Raw genomic sequence first — 17,001 nt, forward strand, 5'->3', positions numbered from 1 at the left:
AACTGGACCCGCCAGGATTCAGACCGATCCCTGAGTGACCGCTATCCTAACAGCTCCAAATGGGTGGAGGGCCATGGTCGGCATCACATTCCCCCCGTTGTGGCGCAATCAGATGCTACAAGTCGATGCGGAATGATTTTCCTGCACGCCAACAGGGGTTAAACTGATGGTTGGCACACACAGTGTGTCAGTGACCTCAACCCTCCCGAAACGGGCTTACTGTCATGAATGTTCTCGCCAAACCTATCAATCGCGCACGCGGTCATGTCCGTATTTCCGTTGCATTGGCGACCCTTGCAATGGTTGTCGCGGGTTGGTCCAGCGATGCACGTGCCCAACTGTTTTATTGGGGGCGTCCCTACGCCGCATTTCCAGTGCCGGCGCCAATCGTCCCGGCGCCATATTACTCGCCTTATTATGCCCCACCGTTTTATGGACCACCGCCGGGAGGCGTTCGCATTCGTACCCCGTTCTTTTCGCTGAACTGGGATTCCGATGTGCTGCGCTCACCCAGCTATCCCAGTTACGGCTACCGCTACGAAGCGTACCGACCTAGTTATCGTAGCGAAGCGTTGATCAGGCCTCGATACACCGATCCCTACGCATCGCGGGACGTCTATCGCTATTCCGCCGGTGCGGATGGCGGGATCCCTGATTTAACAGAACCGTTTCAGTCTGCTGAACCTAGGCCCTATGCCGCAGCGGAAACGGTTTCGCTGCAGGAGCTGCGCAGCGCCGCACAGATCCTTCAGCAAGGTTTACAGCGTCGTAGCGATGACGCCGACGTCTGGCTGGATTATTTGCGGCCCGACCTAATCATCGCCGCTGCGGAATCTCGATCGGCCACCACTGAACTTGCTGAACTCCGCCGCCACTACGACGGTGTGGTGATGAATCCCGACTTGGAATCAATCGTGCGTTTGCGAGGTTTTTCGCAAACACGACGTCAACTCGGGGCCTGGCTGGATCAACAGGGAATCACGCCGAAACAGGAACCCGCTCCGCAGCAGCAACAACAACAGCCTGCAATCAACCAACCGAACAATCTGGATCCGTTTGCAGCCGGAGCGCCACCGCCAACCGACGCGCCAACTGACGCGCCGGCAGATCAACCGGCCGATCCACCCGCGGCAGCGGAAAAGACCGAGGCGTTGCCGCTACCGGCCGCCGAGCCAGAAACGCTGTAGTGGTGCTGCGTCAGCAATCTCAGGGAAACCATCTGTCCATCGTCTGTCTGATTCATTCTTTGTCCGGCGGCGGAGCAGAACGCGTGATGGCAGGTCTGGCTTCTCGACTGTCCGTCCGCGGCCACCACGTCACATTGGTCACCCTGGATGATGCCAGCAACGATCGACACGAACTGGATTCCACGGTTCAACGCGTGTCGCTAAATCTCGTTGCAAATGCGTCTGGAGTGTTTGGGAAAATTCGCCAAGTCAAACGGCGACATCAACACATCGCGGCGACGATCCGTCAACTGGAACCCGATGTCGTGCTTTCGTTTTGTGATCGCACCAACATTGACGTGTTGCTTTCAAGTAGCACGGCAACGCCGCCCGTGGTTGTCTGCGAACGAAGTGATCCGGCGCAACAGTCATTGGGCTGGATTTGGGAACGGGTGCGAAAGTCCATCTATTGTCGCGCCGCCACGGTCGTCGCGTTAACCGAAACCGCTGCGATGTATTTGCGGCCCATTTCCAATCGAGTTGTCGTCATCCCATCAGCCATCGAGCGTGCCGAAATCACGTCCGATCGTTTGACTGCTACAAACGCAAAATTGATCGTCGGCGTCGGGCGTTTGGAACACGAAAAAGGATTTGATCGTTTGCTCGATGCCTTTGCCACGTCGACGACAGCCGACTGGCGACTGGTGGTTTACGGCGAGGGATCACTACGATCCGAATTGATCACACAAGCTGAACAACTGGGGGTGGCAGACCGATTCGAGCTACCGGGGTGGACTCGTCCGATCCAACCATCGCTTGCCGCGGCAACCATGTTCTGTTTGCCCAGCCGTTACGAAGGATTCCCGTCGGCGCTCTTAGAAGCGATGGCGCTGGGGGTTCCGGTGATCAGCGTGGACTGTGAAAGCGGTCCACGTCAGATCGTGCAGGACGGCGTGAACGGACTGTTGGTCGATTCCTCGGCCGATGGTCTATCAAAGGGGATCGCTTGTTACATCGACGATCCCGCGTGTCGAGAGAAACTCGGCCAGGCGGGGCAATCCGTTGCTGACACTTTCAACTGGGCATCAATGGTTGACCAATTTGAAACGGTCTTGCAAGCTGCCGCTGAAAGCCGGTTTGTCGGTAGATGAGAATGGGAACATGCCCGCCGAGCGTGCTGTTATAATTCGGCGTTCCCGACATACTGAAACGGCATTGTCCTATGAAATCCATCTGTTCAATCGTTCTGGTGCTAAGCACTGCCGGCACGCTTGCTTTCACACCGGCACGCACCCCTGCCCAAACACCGGCGCCGTTGGCGACGGCAGCCGAACATCAGCAATGGGGACGGCTAAGCAATCTGATCGACGACGACGTCGCAGTCGATCAAGCACAGCCCGATGGGATGACAGCGCTGCACTGGGCCGCACGCTGGAATCATCCGATTGCAATCTCGCGACTTGTGGCAGCCGGACAGCCGGTCGATGCGGCCACCGATTATGGTGTCACACCGCTGGCGATCGCCTGTCGATACGGGAATTTAAATGCGGCCACTGCGCTGTTGGATCTAGGTGCCGATGCAACGCAGCAGACCAGCGGCGACGAAACGATGTTGATGCATGCGGCTCGAGTGGGCAACGCCAGTCTGGTTCGCGCCCTGATCGATCATGGTGCCTTGGTCAATGCCAAACAACGCGACGACCAGACCGCGCTGATGTGGGCCGCCGAAGCCGGCCATGCAGATGTCGTTGGTGTGTTGATTGACAACGGTGCAGATTTTCGACATGCGCTCCGGTCGGGTTTCACTGCATTCTATTTTGCTGTTCGCCAAGGACACGCCGATGCCGCTGCGAAACTGCTGGACGCCGGGGTGGACGTCAACGATCGGATGAATCCCCAGAGCCGTTCCGAACGTTCGCCGCGCAAAGGCACCACGGCGTTGTTGCTGGCGGTCGAAAGCGGCCACTTTGAACTGGCGCTACAATTGGTCGACAGAGGCGCCGATCCGAATGACCAGCGCAGCGGATTTGCGCCGCTCCATGCCCTGTCTTGGGTGCGGCGTCCGTCACGTGGCGACAACGCGGCCGGTGATCCTCCACCGCAAGGTTCCGGAACCGTCGGTAGTTTGCAGTTTGCGCGTGAACTGGTTGCTCGCGGCGCGGATGTCAATTTGCAGCTGACACAAGGAAATTATCGCAAGGCAAAGCTGACGGAGAAAGGCGCTACACCGATGTTGTTTGCCGCGTTCACATCGGACCTGCCCTATGCTCAAACCCTCAAAGAACTTGGTGCCGATATCCAGCTTGCCAATGTCGACGGGACGACACCGATTTTGGCTGCAGCCGGGGTCGGAATTTTTGTGGCAGATGAATATCCAGGTACGGAAGATCAGACGTTGGCAATGATTGACCAGATCGTCGAGTGGGGCGGGAGAATCAACGACACCGACCAGCACGGGGAAACGGTGGTCCATGGTGCCGCCTATCGCAGTTTCCCCCGTGTCGTCGACCGTCTGGTTGAGCTTGGTGCCAAACCGGAACACTGGTACCGAGACAATTCGCTCGGTTCCACACCGCGTCAACTTGCCCAAGGAAAACGCCCGGGATCGTTCAAGCCAAACAAAGCCACGGTGGCTGCGATCGATCGTGCCTTAAAGGCCGCTGGAATTGAGCCCGAAGAGTGGGAACGTCCCAAAAAGACGTCGCAATACTAAACGGCAGGTTTCCACCAGCATCGCTGCTTCCTTTGTCGTCTGTCCAGCTTGTGCGCTTCAACTTGGCCAGAGGAGTTGATTGCGCCGATCCATTCGCCGACGCGTTCACTAGAATGCCGCTGGACGTTTCGCGAAACACTAACCAGGAAAGCAAAGCAAGATGCGGTACATGGCAGTCATCGGGTGCGTTTGGCAAGTTCTCGTTCTATTTGGCATCGGACTTACCCCTGTCGTAGCGGCACCGCCGGCCGGTGGGCAACCACTGAGTGACCAAACGATCAATCAGCGAATTGTGCCTGAATGGATCGACGACACGCAGTTCACTTTCCAACAACGCAGCCCAGACGGTAACACGCGAACGTTGAAGGTCGATGCTGTTGCTGGAACGATCACGCCGCTCGAAACGGGTTCCGATCAGATCGAGTCGGGTTTGCGGGGCGGGGCGCCGCCGCAATCGCAGTCCTCTGGCACGGAGACTTCGGTCACCTTTGAAAATGTATCCGATCAGACGGTGCAGTTGTTTTGGATCGACACCAATGGACGTCCGCAGGGCTATGGAAAACTAGAACCGGGAGAAACGCATTCACAACACACGTATTCCGGTCACACGTGGATGGTTCGCGGCGGCGATGAAAACTATTTCGGCAGCTTGGTCGCTCAGTCGCCGCCGACCGAAGTTCAGATCAAGACTGAATTCGAACTGCCCCAGTCTCTTTCGCGACGTCCCCGCCGCAGACGTGGATCAGATGTCCCCAGATCATCCACCAACAAATCCGCCGATGGTGAATTCGAATTTCGTCGCCAAGACACAGGGCTTCAACTGCGACGTAGCGACACTGCAGACGAAAGCTGGCAAGACCTGGATGTCGGCTCGATGGACGGCCACGAAATTGTTTCGCCGGAGTGGTCACCTGATGGCACAGTGTTAGCGGCTTGGAAAGTCAAACGACACAAACCAGCCGATGCATTGACCCTCGAATCGTCTCCGCCCGGCGGCGGACGTGCGGTCTTACAGCGACATTCCTATCGCTTGCCCGGTGATCCGTACGACGAATTCGAATTGCTGGTGTATGACGCGGCCAGCGGCGAGCGAATCCAAACGGATGTGCCGACGATTGATTTCGGCCGGCCACGTTTACGTTGGCTGGGCGATCAACAAATTGTCCTCGAAAAAATTGATCGCGGGCACCAACGCTTGCGGTTGTTGGTGGTTGACCCGGCGAATTCGACCACACGAACGTTAATCGACGAAACGACTGACACCTTCATTTGGACGATGCATGGTCCACAAATTCCACTGTTGAGTTACTTGGAAAAAAGTGACCAAGTGATTTATGCCAGTGAGTGCAGCGGCTATCGCCATTTGTACCTGGTCGATTTAAATGGCCCTGGATTGCAATCGATTTCCGATCCCGCCGGTCACCAGAAATTCATCGCCGGACAAGCGATTACGGCCGGTGATTGGCTGGTCCGCGAAATCGTCGCGATCCACGAAGATCAGGGTTACATGGATTTGATGGTCGGTGAATTTTATGACGACCAAGATCCCTACCACCGGCATCTGGTTCGGGCCCAGATCGACGGCAGCGACTTTGTGGCGATCACCGCTGCCGATGGTGATCATCGGGCCACGTTTTCACCCGATGGACGATTTGCAATCACAACACACAGTCGCGTCGACTTGCCGCCGGTCCATCAACTGCGACGCACATCCGACGGTCAGCTGATTACAGAATTGATGGCGGCCGAGCGTCTGCAAGACGGTGACACACCTTGGACCTTGCCGCGAGTCTTTCATGCCCGCGGTCGGGACGGACAAACGGAGATTTGGGGCAATGTGTATTTCCCCGACAACTTCGATCCAGCGGCGGCCCAACGCTATCCGCTGATCGAAGCCATCTATGCCGGGCCACACGATTCTCACGTCCCCAAACGCTATTCACACTCTAAACGATTCAGCGAGTTGACCGCGCTGGGATTCGTCGTCGTACAAATCGATGGAATGGGCACCGCCAATCGATCCAAAGCATTTCACGACGTGTGTTGGCAAAATCTCAAAGACGCAGGTTTTCCCGATCGCATTGCATGGATGAAAGCGGTCGGGGATCAGTACCCGGCATTGGATTTGTCTCGCGTCGGGATCTTTGGAACCTCTGCTGGCGGCCAAAATGCCTGTGGCGCCGTGCTGTTCCACGGCGATTTTTACAACGCCGCCTACGCGTCCTGTGGTTGCCATGACAATCGCATGGACAAAGCGTCATGGAACGAGCAATGGATGGGCTATCCGGTCGGTCCGCACTACGCCCAGAACAGCAACATCGATAACGCCGGAAAATTATCCGGCGAACTGTTCTTGGTCGTGGGTGAACTGGACCAAAACGTACCTCCAGAATCAACGTTTCGTTTGGTCGATGCGTTGATCAAGGCCGACAAGGATTTTCGTTACTTGATGGTTCCGGGAATGGGACACAGCGACGGCGGCAGTTATGGTCGCCGTCAAATGCGTGACTTTTTTGTAGAGCAACTCCGACCAGCCGCCCGGTAGCGGTCGTCACCGATGATTCATCGTTGGCAAAGTGTTAACGAGAACCTGTCTCAGCCGGCACGCACTAGCGTCCGGTTCAATGGGCGTTGCAATGTGAGCAACAAGGAACCGTTTGCTAGTGCTGGGCGGTTGATGAATCAACCGCGTCGAAGTCCAAACGCCGGTATTAAACCAGGGTGTCTTCCCAAGGGCCGGTGATGGCACAAGTGATGCCAGGCGTTTGCAAGTTCACAAACAACCATTGACCGTCTGGACTGAACGTTGCTCCGGCCCATTCCTTAGTGCGGAAGTCGCCTGTGAATCCGTTCTTTTCACCGTTCAAGCGAACGTTGTTTTCGGCCAGCAATGACAGCCGACCGTCTTGCGAGAGGGCAAAAACACGCTGCGGATATTCATTCGCGCCATAGTCGTTGTCTTCACACAAGACGATTCCGCCTCGCGGACTGACGCACAGGTTGTCAGGCATGTTCAAGGTCGGCTTGTCGGGCGATTCGAACAACAGCGTCAACGTTTCTTGCTGGGGATCGTATTGCCAGATTTGGCCCGCTTTCGCTGCGCCACCATCGGTCGCATCAAAGTACACCAATCCGTTGCCGAACCAGCAGCCTTCTAGTCGCGAAAATATTGATCCACCTTTGGCGGCGCCTTGTTTGAACACCCCCAGTTCGTCGCCGAATTGGCCGTCGGTTGCGTTGACGAGCGACTCCGGCGTATGAGCTTGCGTGGGATCGTCGATCAGGTGCCAACGCACATCGAACGTGGTGCCATTGGCAAAACCGCCGCGTAGGTCGGGTTGCCCGATGACTTCAGCAATCTCCAGGCGCCCTCCGGCGGCCAAGTCGCCATAGGTATCGGGAATGTAGCGATAGAAACCGGATGTTTCTCGGTCTTCCGTTTCGTAAACGATGCCCGTCTGACGATCGATTGCAACGGCTTCATGCACGAACCGCCCCATGCCTTTGATCGGTTTGGCTGCCGTCGGCGTCGTGCTACCGAGCCGTTTCGCATCACCCGGCACGATCTCAAAAATCCAACCGTGTGTTTTTTCAAAACAGCGTTTCTGATTGCCTTTGTAGGGATCACGATCCTGAGGGCCCAAGACCGATTCTTCACAGGTCAGCCACGTGCCCCATGGCGTCACCCCACCGGCACAGTTTCGGCTGGTGCCGGAAAAACTGACTCGACTGTCCAACCATTCTCCTTTGGCGGAATCAAAAACCAGTTGCGTGCACCCGCCTTGAGCCATCGGGTCGTATAGTCCTGCGGCGGCTGACTTCCACGCTGGTCCGTCGTCACTGATTTCATGGTTGCGACAGAGCGTCAGCAAATTTCCCTCGGCCAACACCACCCCCATCCCATCGTGGGCTTTGGGCGTGATCACACCGTCGGACATCCGATCGCCAGTCCAGCCGAAAGTGCGATAACGAAACCCCTCTGGCAGCCGCAGCAACGGCAATCCGGTGGTTTCATCTGCAACGTCACGCAGCCCACTCGTTCGATGAGGCGATTCACCATGGAGCAAGCGGCCGCCAAGTCCGGTGAAGGCAGCTGCGACGGCAAAGGACGTGGCCGCCGAAAAGTTATCACTCAGAAATTTGCGTCGAGTGGGTTGGTTCACAAAAGGTCTCGTCAACAGCATGGACAATCCAGGCCGGAAAAAGCACCGACCCTGCGAACGCAAACTTTCCACGATTCACACCGATTCAGAAAGAGCCCTCGTGTTAAGACCGTGTTAATTCTTTCGCTCCTCAGAGAGAGGCGGTCTCCCCCGCTGTGCGACCGGCCCGGATGATTCACGACATTGGCACCGAACGGCGCAAATTCTTTGCTGCTGCAGTGTTACGAGAACCTGCAGAAAACATTCTGCGCTAATCAGCCGCACGCGCGCTAGCGTCCGGTTGCCTGGGCTATGCACTGTCTGTAACGAAACGGCTGATGAATCATCCGGACCAGGAGTGAGAGATAACTCACTCTCCGGCGCGCTGGAGAATGTAATCGAAAAGGGCAACTTCAAAACACTGGTGCGCGGCCTGTCGCTGCCCGCCGCTGCAGCGGTGGGCAAGCGAGTTCAGCGGTGTTACACGATCATTTCAAAGTCCATTTCACGGATCCGCGTGTCTCCATCGGAGATCAATACCGAAAGCGTTTCGCCGGTTTGTGCCACACGGATTTGGTAGTCACCGGTTTCTGGGAAGGAACGGAAGCGATAATTGCCACGGCTGTCGGTGACCGTGGAATCGATCACTTCACCCTCATCGTTCAACAGTTCGACCGTGACGTCGGCGACCCCGGGAGAATCGGGGCGATCATTTTTGCCCTGACGACTGAGACTGACCGCTGCCAAAGTCGTTCCCGCAGTGACCTGACCGCGAACTTCTGCGCGCATGAAGAAGACATTCTCTTGCAGGCCCTCGACGTCGGTGTTCCGCTCGATCACGTCTGCCAAGGTCGTCTGGTTGATCGACCGTAGTTCCGAACCGGAATAGACATTTTCGTAGTAGAAACGATCACCATCGCGAGTCCGCTGGAATTGGTCGGCAATGATCGTCGCAGTCAATTCTCCCACGGATGCATCACGAAGATGATCTTCCGCCATCAAACCGACCCACAGATCAATGTTGTCGACATCGCCATAAAGACTGGCCAGCTTTCCTTGCAAGTCAATGTCACTGGTGATGTCAGAAAACGATTCGACTGGATCGAGCCCGTATGCGGCCCGAGTCGAATTGTAGTCGGCAAGCCCATGGTCACGGCCCCGTTGGATGTTCATCGCTACCAGATCTAATCCGCCGGCTCCGGGAGGTCCGAATAGAAAGTTGCGCAGACTATCAACGACCGCCAAATCAATTTCCTGGGACTGTGACGAGGCATCGTATTTGAGGATGGAGTCAATCCCGGTTTCTTCCAGCAGGGACGCATTGAAAAATGCATCCTTCAGTTCAACTTCGTCTCCGATCGCTCGACCATCATTGTCAAAAAATTCGATGTCGTCGTTCAGTGTACTGTGCCCGAAACGGAACGCAGCGGTGGAAAACTCATTGGCGATGCCGGGGTTCACCGTAGGATCATAGCCGTCGTACGCTTGCAATCCCCGTTTGCCCAGCAAGGCCGGAAGGAACTCGTTGTAGGTGATGGATTGGATTTCAGCGATCACCATCGCCCGCGCTTGTTGGTAGATCTGTTCGTCGGAGGCATCCGGATCTGCCGCAGCGATCTGATCAGCCAAACGGTTGTGTTCTCGCACGAACAAGGTTTGAATAGCGGTCAGCGCCACGTTCTCGCTGGCTCGCACATCACCAGCAATCACCATCCCATGCTCGTCCATTGGAATCAGTCCCTCGTCGGTGATCGCCAATCGACCTCCTTCGAATGTCCGGAGTGAATCCGCGGTTGCTTGGTCACTGCCATAGACCTGTGATCCGTCGATGTACGAAGTGATCTCGTTAATTTGCTGGGCGGGATTGTCGACCGATGTCCCCGTTCCGTCTGCCACGCTAGAGCGGGTCAGCGGAATGACAACGTCGCCTCTGGCAAAGGGATCGAACCAAGGGTCACCGCTAGGAACGGCGATGTCGAAGGCTTCGTTTTCGGCAGAGCTTTCGCTAAGTCCCAAGTCATGATCGATGAATTGTCCCCAGACATACAGAAAAGCAGACAGATCGCGGTCGTTCTTGAGTTCGTCGATGCCCACATCAGCCAGTTCGTTGCTGATTTCACGGGTGCTAGGTCGATCTGCACCCGCAGGCGTTGAAACACCATCGCCATAGTCAGCGTCAGCGATCCGCAGCAGTGCCTCGCCGGGAGTTCCGAATGACGGGTTTTCCAAATTATTTCCGGTTCCATCGATCGACCGAATCTCATCGGGCAGAGAGGGAACATCTGAGACATCGCGGTCGCCGGGAGGGGGATTTCGATCGTCTGTCTCACGCCCACGGTTGAGCCGATTGATGATTCGAAGTGCATCGAGAACGCTGCGTTTGCCGTCATTATTGACATCGGTGAACATCTCGCTGTCGCCGCGATCCTGGTGCTCCATCGAATTGATGACCAGTAGTGCGTCGACGAGAGAAACTTGGCCGTCGTCGTTGACATCTTCGGCATCAAAAGCGTTGTGGCGGAAACCTTCGAAATCGGCTGCCAGCAGCCGGCGTGTTTCTAAGGTTTCACCGAACAGACGCCGGCGGCCGACAATCGTACGAGAGCGTTGGGTGCGGCTGTACCGTTGCCGTAGTTGGCGTTGAAGGTGAACGAACGATTGACGCGTGGATTTTAAGAAACGTCGCATTGCAAGTGGCCTCGCACTAGAAAAGAGAAGAAGAGGAGGTGGGCGCGGCGTGCCAGAGTGGCCGCTCCATTTCTAGTGGGGAACTTCTGATGCAAAAATGTCACACCGGCAACCTTGTTTCTTCTCCATTTGCGACAAAAAATCCGAGGTGATGCGCGGCGTGAATCCACATGAACTGGCGCCAGTCGTCTGGTTTTAGATTGTCCAAAAAAGGATAGTCCTCCAATGATCCGTCAAACCTTTCCGCTTGGCGGATGGTTGCAATGCAATCGTCGATCACTCCGTCGTCGTCTGGCCCGTCCTCCGTTTTCGGTTTCAATCGATCAATGGTCGGCGCACTGGACATCTTTCGGGTACGGAAGATGCGATTGATCACCCATTTGATGACCGTTGCACGTAGAATCCACGGCAGCCGAAAACCGAAACCTTCCATGCCACCAGTCATCGTCAGATTGAGATGTTCACAAGCCTGGGTCAGGTTCCAATTTTTGGTTTTGCGATAACCGTCTTGTCGCAATCGATTGATCTCCGCGATCACGTCTTCGCCGGTGTGAAAGTCGAGGATTCGTTTTTTTGGTCGAGGCATTGCTAGATATCTTTGCGCGGTCAGTTCAGATGCGAACTGTGGCCCGAATGAAACAGCCACAAAGGGACAGATGAATGGTACGTCAACGCCACACTTTTGGAACCTAGGCCTCGTTTCCGATCAAACGAGCAACCCTATGTGTTTCGTTTGACGCACCATTAGATGGTATTTGATTTCATCGTCCGTGTGGATTCCATTGCTGCACCGGATCGTCGGGACCGTGCGGCGACTGCGATGCTGGTTACCAATGCCACGGCGACTGGCGAGGCAATCGTTGTGGCAGATAGGAACGTCGACTTGCCAGATGAGCGAATCGTCTGGTTCATCGCGACAGCGGGCAGAAATGGATGCTCGGCTGCGATCGCATTCAGAATCGCCAGGCGAACGTCATCTGAGATTGGTGATTGGTCTGTCGTGTCGGCAATGAGATCGACGCTGCGGTGTAACCCGACCGTGGCGTCCAATACCACGTCGACAACCGAAGGCGTCAACGGCTCGATCGGTGACAGGACTCCGTCGGCATGGACATCAATGAATCCCGTTTGCTGGCCAAACCAGGATGCAATGACCGCATCGGTCTGTCGACGGTCGACGCGATCGGCCGAATCGATTGATAAATCGGCTGTCCGCCGCAATTGGTCGATCGACGCGATGTCAATTTCCCATGGCTTTTCCAATTCGTCATTGTCGGGCGACAGCGGGTCTTGATTCGATAGTGGCTGTATTTCAATCACACCGCCGGAGTCTGATTCTGACCAGATCGACTGATCCATCGGACGCTCTGTTGTCGCAGTCGCAGACTTTGTGATGGGGTCAAGATTCAATCTCTCATGAACAACAGTCGTGACGGAAGCAAACGCTCGAAGCTCACTATCCGCTGTGTCGGATTGCTGTGGTGCAGGTAAGAAGGAGGTGAGACTTAGCGGCGGGCGATCCGGGGGCAACGAGGGGACGCCTGTGGAATCGGGATTGGGAACCGGTTGTGGCAATGTTGGTGAGACTGGTTCTGGCAACAGTGACTCGCCACCGGGCGGTGGCAGCGTCGACGCGGGTGGCTGGGGAGTCGGTTCGCGACTGCCTTGCGGACGGTCAAGTAACCCGCCGTCATTGCGTGCAGGACGGTCCAGCCCCGGTGGATCGCTGCCATGATGGTGTTGCCGATCCACTTGGCCCTGTTGAGTGTCGTGCGCAGAACGAGTGACCGCCGACTCGGAAGGTGGCGCATTATCATGTTGTCGTTTTGCTCCTTCGGAAGCACCTTCGTTGGTGAAGGTGAGCGACACGAATTCGGCGGCAAGTAGGCATCTCGATTCCAGTTGCTCCAACAACAGCGACCGTGATGATGACAAATTGTTCATGATGCGGATTCACCCGAAACCACTGTCCGCTGGTTCTGTTGGTGTTTGCGAAGGTATTGCCGATATCTCTTGACCTCCGGAGCCAGTTCGACCGCCAACGATTGAGCTTCAATGGCTTCGGTGAATGTCGCAGCGGCCGATTCATTGTCGCCACGTTGTTGTTGCAGGAACCCCAAGTTGTTCAAAACACTTCCGATCATCGACTGGGTTTCCGCGTCATTGCGAAAGAGTTGGGCAAGCGGTCTGCCATACACCATCGCTGTCTGAAATGACTCCGCGGCCTTGTCCAAGTCGCCTGTTTTAGCCAACGCTAAACCCAGGTGGTTCAGGCTGACGACCAAGTCGCGTCGGTAGGTCGATTGGTCTGGCCAACGGGCCAAAAGTTGCTGGCCAATGTCGATCGCCTGGTCAAACGTTCGGATCGCATCGCTGGGCTGCCCGGCAGCCGACTGCGCCGTTCCCAACGTATTGAGCGTGGCAATGGTCTGGAGAGCGAGGTTGACATTGCCTCGATCAGATTGAAGTGCTTCGGTCTGCTGGGTCAGCGCCTCACGGGCGTAGCCGACGGCGCGCTCAGGCGATTTTTTAGCCAACAACCCGCTCAAATTCCCTAGGACGGTGGCAAGCTGTTGTTTGGTTTCCAATTGATCGGATGATTCGACGCCCTTTCGAAGCAATTCGACGGAATCCAGATAGGCGCGCTCTGCTTCGTGATCAGATTGCGATTCGGCCAATAGCAGCCCAAGGTTGTTCAGCGTAGTGGCCAATTGCAGTCGCGCAGAAGAGGTCTCTGATTGCGTTAGCAACTGCTCTTGCGCCGCAATTGCTTTGGCAAAGTAGCTTGCGGCTTGCTCCAGACTTCCGTGGGTCGCAAGTGCTTGGGCCAGATTGTTCTGGCTAACTGACCATTGCAATGCCAGGCGTTTGTCCCTGGGCGCCGCCCGTGCCAATTCAGCAAAAATCGACTCGCTGCGTTCGAGGGCATTGATTGCCAGATCATTGAAACCCAGGTCGCTTTGAAACGTCCCGATTTTTCCAAATGTAATCGCGACGTCTTCACGCAACTCCGGATCATTGCCGGCGCTAGCGGCGAACTGTTGGTAGTAGCTGAGTGTTTCTGCGAGCAGCTGTCGACGGACGGGGGCTGCGGCGGGAATCCCAGTCAACTGTTCGGCCATCTGAGACCCCAGCCGATCAACGGCACCGCGCGCCAAGCGTTCCATTCGGGCGGCACGTGCTAAACTGTTGTCCGAAACCTGTTTTTCGGCCGAAAGCATGGCTGTTCCCATTGCCAAACCAACGAGTCCGATCAATCCAATCAAGATTGCAAAAAGCACTGCCAGACGATGCTTGGATGCAAATCGAATGACGTGATCCACGATCGTCGCCGGACGGGCCAAAGTGGGTTGGCCGGCGAGTACACGCCGCAAGTCATCCGCAAATGCGCTGGCGGTGTCATATCGACCATCACGAGATTTTGACAATGCTTTGGCTAGCACAGTTTCTAGATCTCGCGGCAGATCACGACGCAGTTGTCGAAGCGGTGGAATGTCTCGCTCGGAGATGTTTTTGATCAGCGTTGGAGCATCGTCGCCGTCGTGCGCAGGTTTCCCTGTGAGTAGTTCATAGGTCGTGGCCGCAAGCGAGTAGACGTCGGTGCGACCGTCAACGATCGCGTGTTGCCCTTTCGCTTGTTCGGGACTCATATAGCGGACGGTGCCGACCAAGTCCCCCGATCTGGTCAGCGAGAGATCGGACTGGCAGCGGGCCAAACCGAAATCGGTGATCCAAATTTTTCCCTGTTGGTCAAGCATCAGATTGGACGGTTTCACGTCGCGATGGACGACGCCCGCGATGTGCGCGGAGTTTAGCGCGTCGGCAATGTCGATAGTCCATCCGATGATGTGCTGCCAATGGATGTCGTATGGACCGTTCCCTGAGCACTGACCGCAGGTCGCATGCTGGGTGAATGCGTGTTGCTGGTGCAACCATCCATCCAGGGAAATTCCATCGATAAACTGCATCGCATAGTAGTGCACCCCACGTTGTGTACCGACGCAGTAGACAGGCACAATGTGCGGATGTTGTAACAATCCCGCGGCATACGATTCGTTTTTGAATCGAGCGATCTGCTGCGCATCAAGCAGCGATGCAATCTGGAGCAATTTGATCGCGACCCGACGAGACAATGAATTCTGGGTTGCTTCATAGACGACTCCCATTCCACCACGACCGATCTCACGTTGAATCGTAAAATCTCCTAGCGTCGTGGTGCCCGTCGTCAGTCGATCAAGCGTCTCGATCGGGCCGGTGGCGTCGGGGGTAGTGGCGACACCATACAACGCATGGAGTTTCTTCAAATACGATTGGAAAACCGCTGCAATGTCGGGGTTCTCTGCAGCGATTACACCTGCATCAAGCGGTTGACCGTTTTCCAGAGCGGTCAAATACCGATCGAGTTGCGTGGTCAATCGTGTCTGCTGATCGAACGTCAGCTCAGCCAATAACGATGACTCGGCAGCGGTACTGTCGATTGTCCCTGAGTGGTTGATCGCAATCATCTGTGGTCAACTCCCGATGTTTTAAACGCTTCGAGAGCGCGCAACCACAACATTCGAACAGCGCCACAATTGCGGTCCATCTGCGCAGCGATCTCGTCAAACGACAGGCCTTGTAGCACTCGTAGTGTGATGACCTGGCGATGCGCAGGCCTCAATCGACTCAATTGGTTTGCCAGTTCGACGGATCGTTCCCGCGCCTGCATCGCCCCACTCGGTGATTGCCCACCAGCCGGCAGCATTGCGGCCAAGTTGACTGCGGATTCTTCCAATCGGTTGGAAACATGTTCGAGTGATACCTCACGACGGATGTCGCGTTTTTCAACCGTCACATGCCGTTTGAAATTGCGGTGCAGCGTATGGATCAAAATCGCTCGCAACCAGCACAACAGCTCGCCTTGGCTGTTACCGCGGAAACCCGCAAAATCTTGGTGTGCGGCCAACATCGCTTCTTGAACAATATCAGACGGGCTCAGGCGTCGACGCAGCCGGCGATCGAGTTGGGTGCTGGCCAGGATCGTTAAATAGTTGGCGTACCATTGCAACAGTCGCCCCAGCGACTGGCGATCCCCCGCGCGGGCGTTGGCCAGCAACTTCGGAAACTCCATTTCGTCCCCGCAGTCCAGGTTCGGACTGTCGCCCGGATCGGACGTTTCACTGACAATTGACGACATGATGATGAGCGGTATGAGAAAGGCATCCTGCCGGTCGAACTCGCCGATTCCTGTTGGCGCGGTGAAGAAAACACCGAACCGCGGCTCTCTGTTCCAGTTGCAGTTGATGCGCAAAACCGCCGGACATTTTTCAATGAATTTTGATCTCTCCCGGCGCAATGTTCGCTTAGGCTCGCCAGCGTTCGCGGGAGAGGCGGGAGCCCGATTTTGACTTGCGTAGACACCCATGCCCAAGAGAGCGTGAAGAAATTGAAGTGGCGCTTTTCATCACAACCCGACGCGTGAATTTTGAAGCCAGCGCCCATCAGCCTTTTCAGCTCAAGTGGATCGGCAAATTGCCGATTCGATCTCTTCACCCTCCCTTGGCGAGTCGGCCTTTCAGGGCCGGAGAGGGGCGCGCCGAGAACCCTCTCCGGCCGCTTAGACGTCCGACTCTCCCGCGGGGCGGGAGAGTGAATTGCTGAAGCGCAACTCCAATACGCGTGAGCGAGGGATTTTGGGTGTTAGCGAGATCCATCGCTGACGCTTCGGGTTACCAAAAAACAATGCCCCACGCGAACACGCTGGCTTCAAGACTTGCATCTCACGCCCAGATCTAGAGGTCTTGCGGCGGGCTGTAGAGTGGCATGTGTCGGTAGTAGACTTCCAAGCAATACAGCGAAAGACAAGTTTGGTAGAGCCGGCCGGCGTGTCGTCCCCATGCATCTCGCTGGGGCGACCAACTGCCGCGTTCCGGACCACGCAATTCTTGCGTCGACGGCAAGGCCACCTTGAGTTTGTCATTCCACTGTTTCCATAGCGCGCCGCCGTAGTGATGCAACGCTTGAGTCGCGTAGTACCAGTAATAGACGTCGCTATCCCGCAGATCGATGGGATGGCGTTGCGCCAGCGTTTCCAATCCGCGAGCCATTTCGGGAACGTTTCGCTGCCAACCAATGTATTGTCGGCACAGAATGCCTTCAGCGGTCATCGATGGTGACGGCGCGTCGCCAGGACGATACGAGTAGCCGACAGCGCTGTAGTAGTCTGATCCATTGTTTTGGCTGACGGTGTCCAGGTATTCATCGACACGCTGAAGGACGTAGGGGTCAACCTCTAGCCCAATACCGCTAAATC

10 protein-coding genes and 1 pseudogene are annotated in these 17,001 nt (G+C 56.0%); 4 read left to right on the top strand and 7 right to left on the bottom strand.

What is annotated here, in order from left to right; all coding sequences use genetic code 11:
• The first annotated feature begins 224 nt into the window (after positions 1-224).
• From NHH03_RS14980 to NHH03_RS14995, 4 genes are all read left to right on the top strand, one after another.
• The gene (locus tag NHH03_RS14980; RefSeq protein WP_253157448.1) at positions 225-1,187 is read left to right on the top strand and encodes a hypothetical protein; all 963 of its coding nucleotides are present in this window, start codon (positions 225-227) and stop codon (positions 1,185-1,187) included.
• A 2-nt stretch (positions 1,188-1,189) separates the two neighbouring features.
• Positions 1,190-2,317: a glycosyltransferase gene (locus NHH03_RS14985; RefSeq protein ID WP_253157450.1), complete on the top strand. Its 1,128-nt coding sequence runs from the start codon at positions 1,190-1,192 to the stop codon at positions 2,315-2,317.
• Between the two features lie 71 nt (positions 2,318-2,388).
• Positions 2,389-3,879 carry an ankyrin repeat domain-containing protein gene (locus NHH03_RS14990; RefSeq protein WP_253157452.1) on the top strand — a complete coding sequence of 497 codons (1,491 nt, stop codon included), beginning with the start codon at positions 2,389-2,391 and terminating at the stop codon, positions 3,877-3,879.
• Between the two features lie 169 nt (positions 3,880-4,048).
• Positions 4,049-6,424 carry a prolyl oligopeptidase family serine peptidase gene (locus NHH03_RS14995; RefSeq protein ID WP_253157454.1) on the top strand — a complete coding sequence of 792 codons (2,376 nt, stop codon included), beginning with the start codon at positions 4,049-4,051 and terminating at the stop codon, positions 6,422-6,424.
• A gap of 166 nt (positions 6,425-6,590) precedes the next feature.
• On the opposite strand, the gene NHH03_RS15000 is transcribed toward NHH03_RS14995, so the two are convergent.
• From NHH03_RS15000 to NHH03_RS15030, 7 genes and pseudogenes are all read right to left on the bottom strand, one after another.
• Positions 6,591-8,042, bottom strand: coding sequence for an alkaline phosphatase PhoX (locus tag NHH03_RS15000; protein WP_253157456.1), 1,452 nt, complete (start codon positions 8,040-8,042; stop codon positions 6,591-6,593).
• Between the two features lie 459 nt (positions 8,043-8,501).
• Positions 8,502-10,709 carry a peroxidase family protein gene (locus tag NHH03_RS15005; protein ID WP_253157458.1) on the bottom strand — a complete coding sequence of 736 codons (2,208 nt, stop codon included), beginning with the start codon at positions 10,707-10,709 and terminating at the stop codon, positions 8,502-8,504.
• A gap of 100 nt (positions 10,710-10,809) precedes the next feature.
• On the bottom strand, positions 10,810-11,295 hold the full coding sequence (locus tag NHH03_RS15010) for a DUF1569 domain-containing protein (protein WP_253157460.1): 486 nt from the start codon (positions 11,293-11,295) through the stop codon (positions 10,810-10,812).
• A gap of 158 nt (positions 11,296-11,453) precedes the next feature.
• The gene (locus tag NHH03_RS15015) at positions 11,454-12,653 is read right to left on the bottom strand and encodes a hypothetical protein (RefSeq protein ID WP_253157462.1); all 1,200 of its coding nucleotides are present in this window, start codon (positions 12,651-12,653) and stop codon (positions 11,454-11,456) included.
• Complete coding sequence (locus NHH03_RS15020; protein WP_253157463.1) at positions 12,650-15,214, bottom strand: serine/threonine-protein kinase; 2,565 nt, start codon at positions 15,212-15,214, stop codon at positions 12,650-12,652. Before NHH03_RS15020 ends, NHH03_RS15015 begins: the two co-directional genes overlap by 4 nt.
• Positions 15,211-15,819 (bottom strand): sigma-70 family RNA polymerase sigma factor, encoded by a 609-nt coding sequence (locus tag NHH03_RS15025; RefSeq protein WP_390895569.1) that lies wholly within the window; start codon positions 15,817-15,819, stop codon positions 15,211-15,213. Before NHH03_RS15025 ends, NHH03_RS15020 begins: the two co-directional genes overlap by 4 nt.
• A gap of 661 nt (positions 15,820-16,480) precedes the next feature.
• A pseudogene (locus NHH03_RS15030) lies at positions 16,481-17,001 on the bottom strand (hypothetical protein); the annotation flags it as partial.

Source organism: Stieleria tagensis (assembly GCF_024129865.1).
Taxonomy (GTDB): Bacteria; Planctomycetota; Planctomycetia; order Pirellulales; family Pirellulaceae; genus Stieleria; species Stieleria tagensis.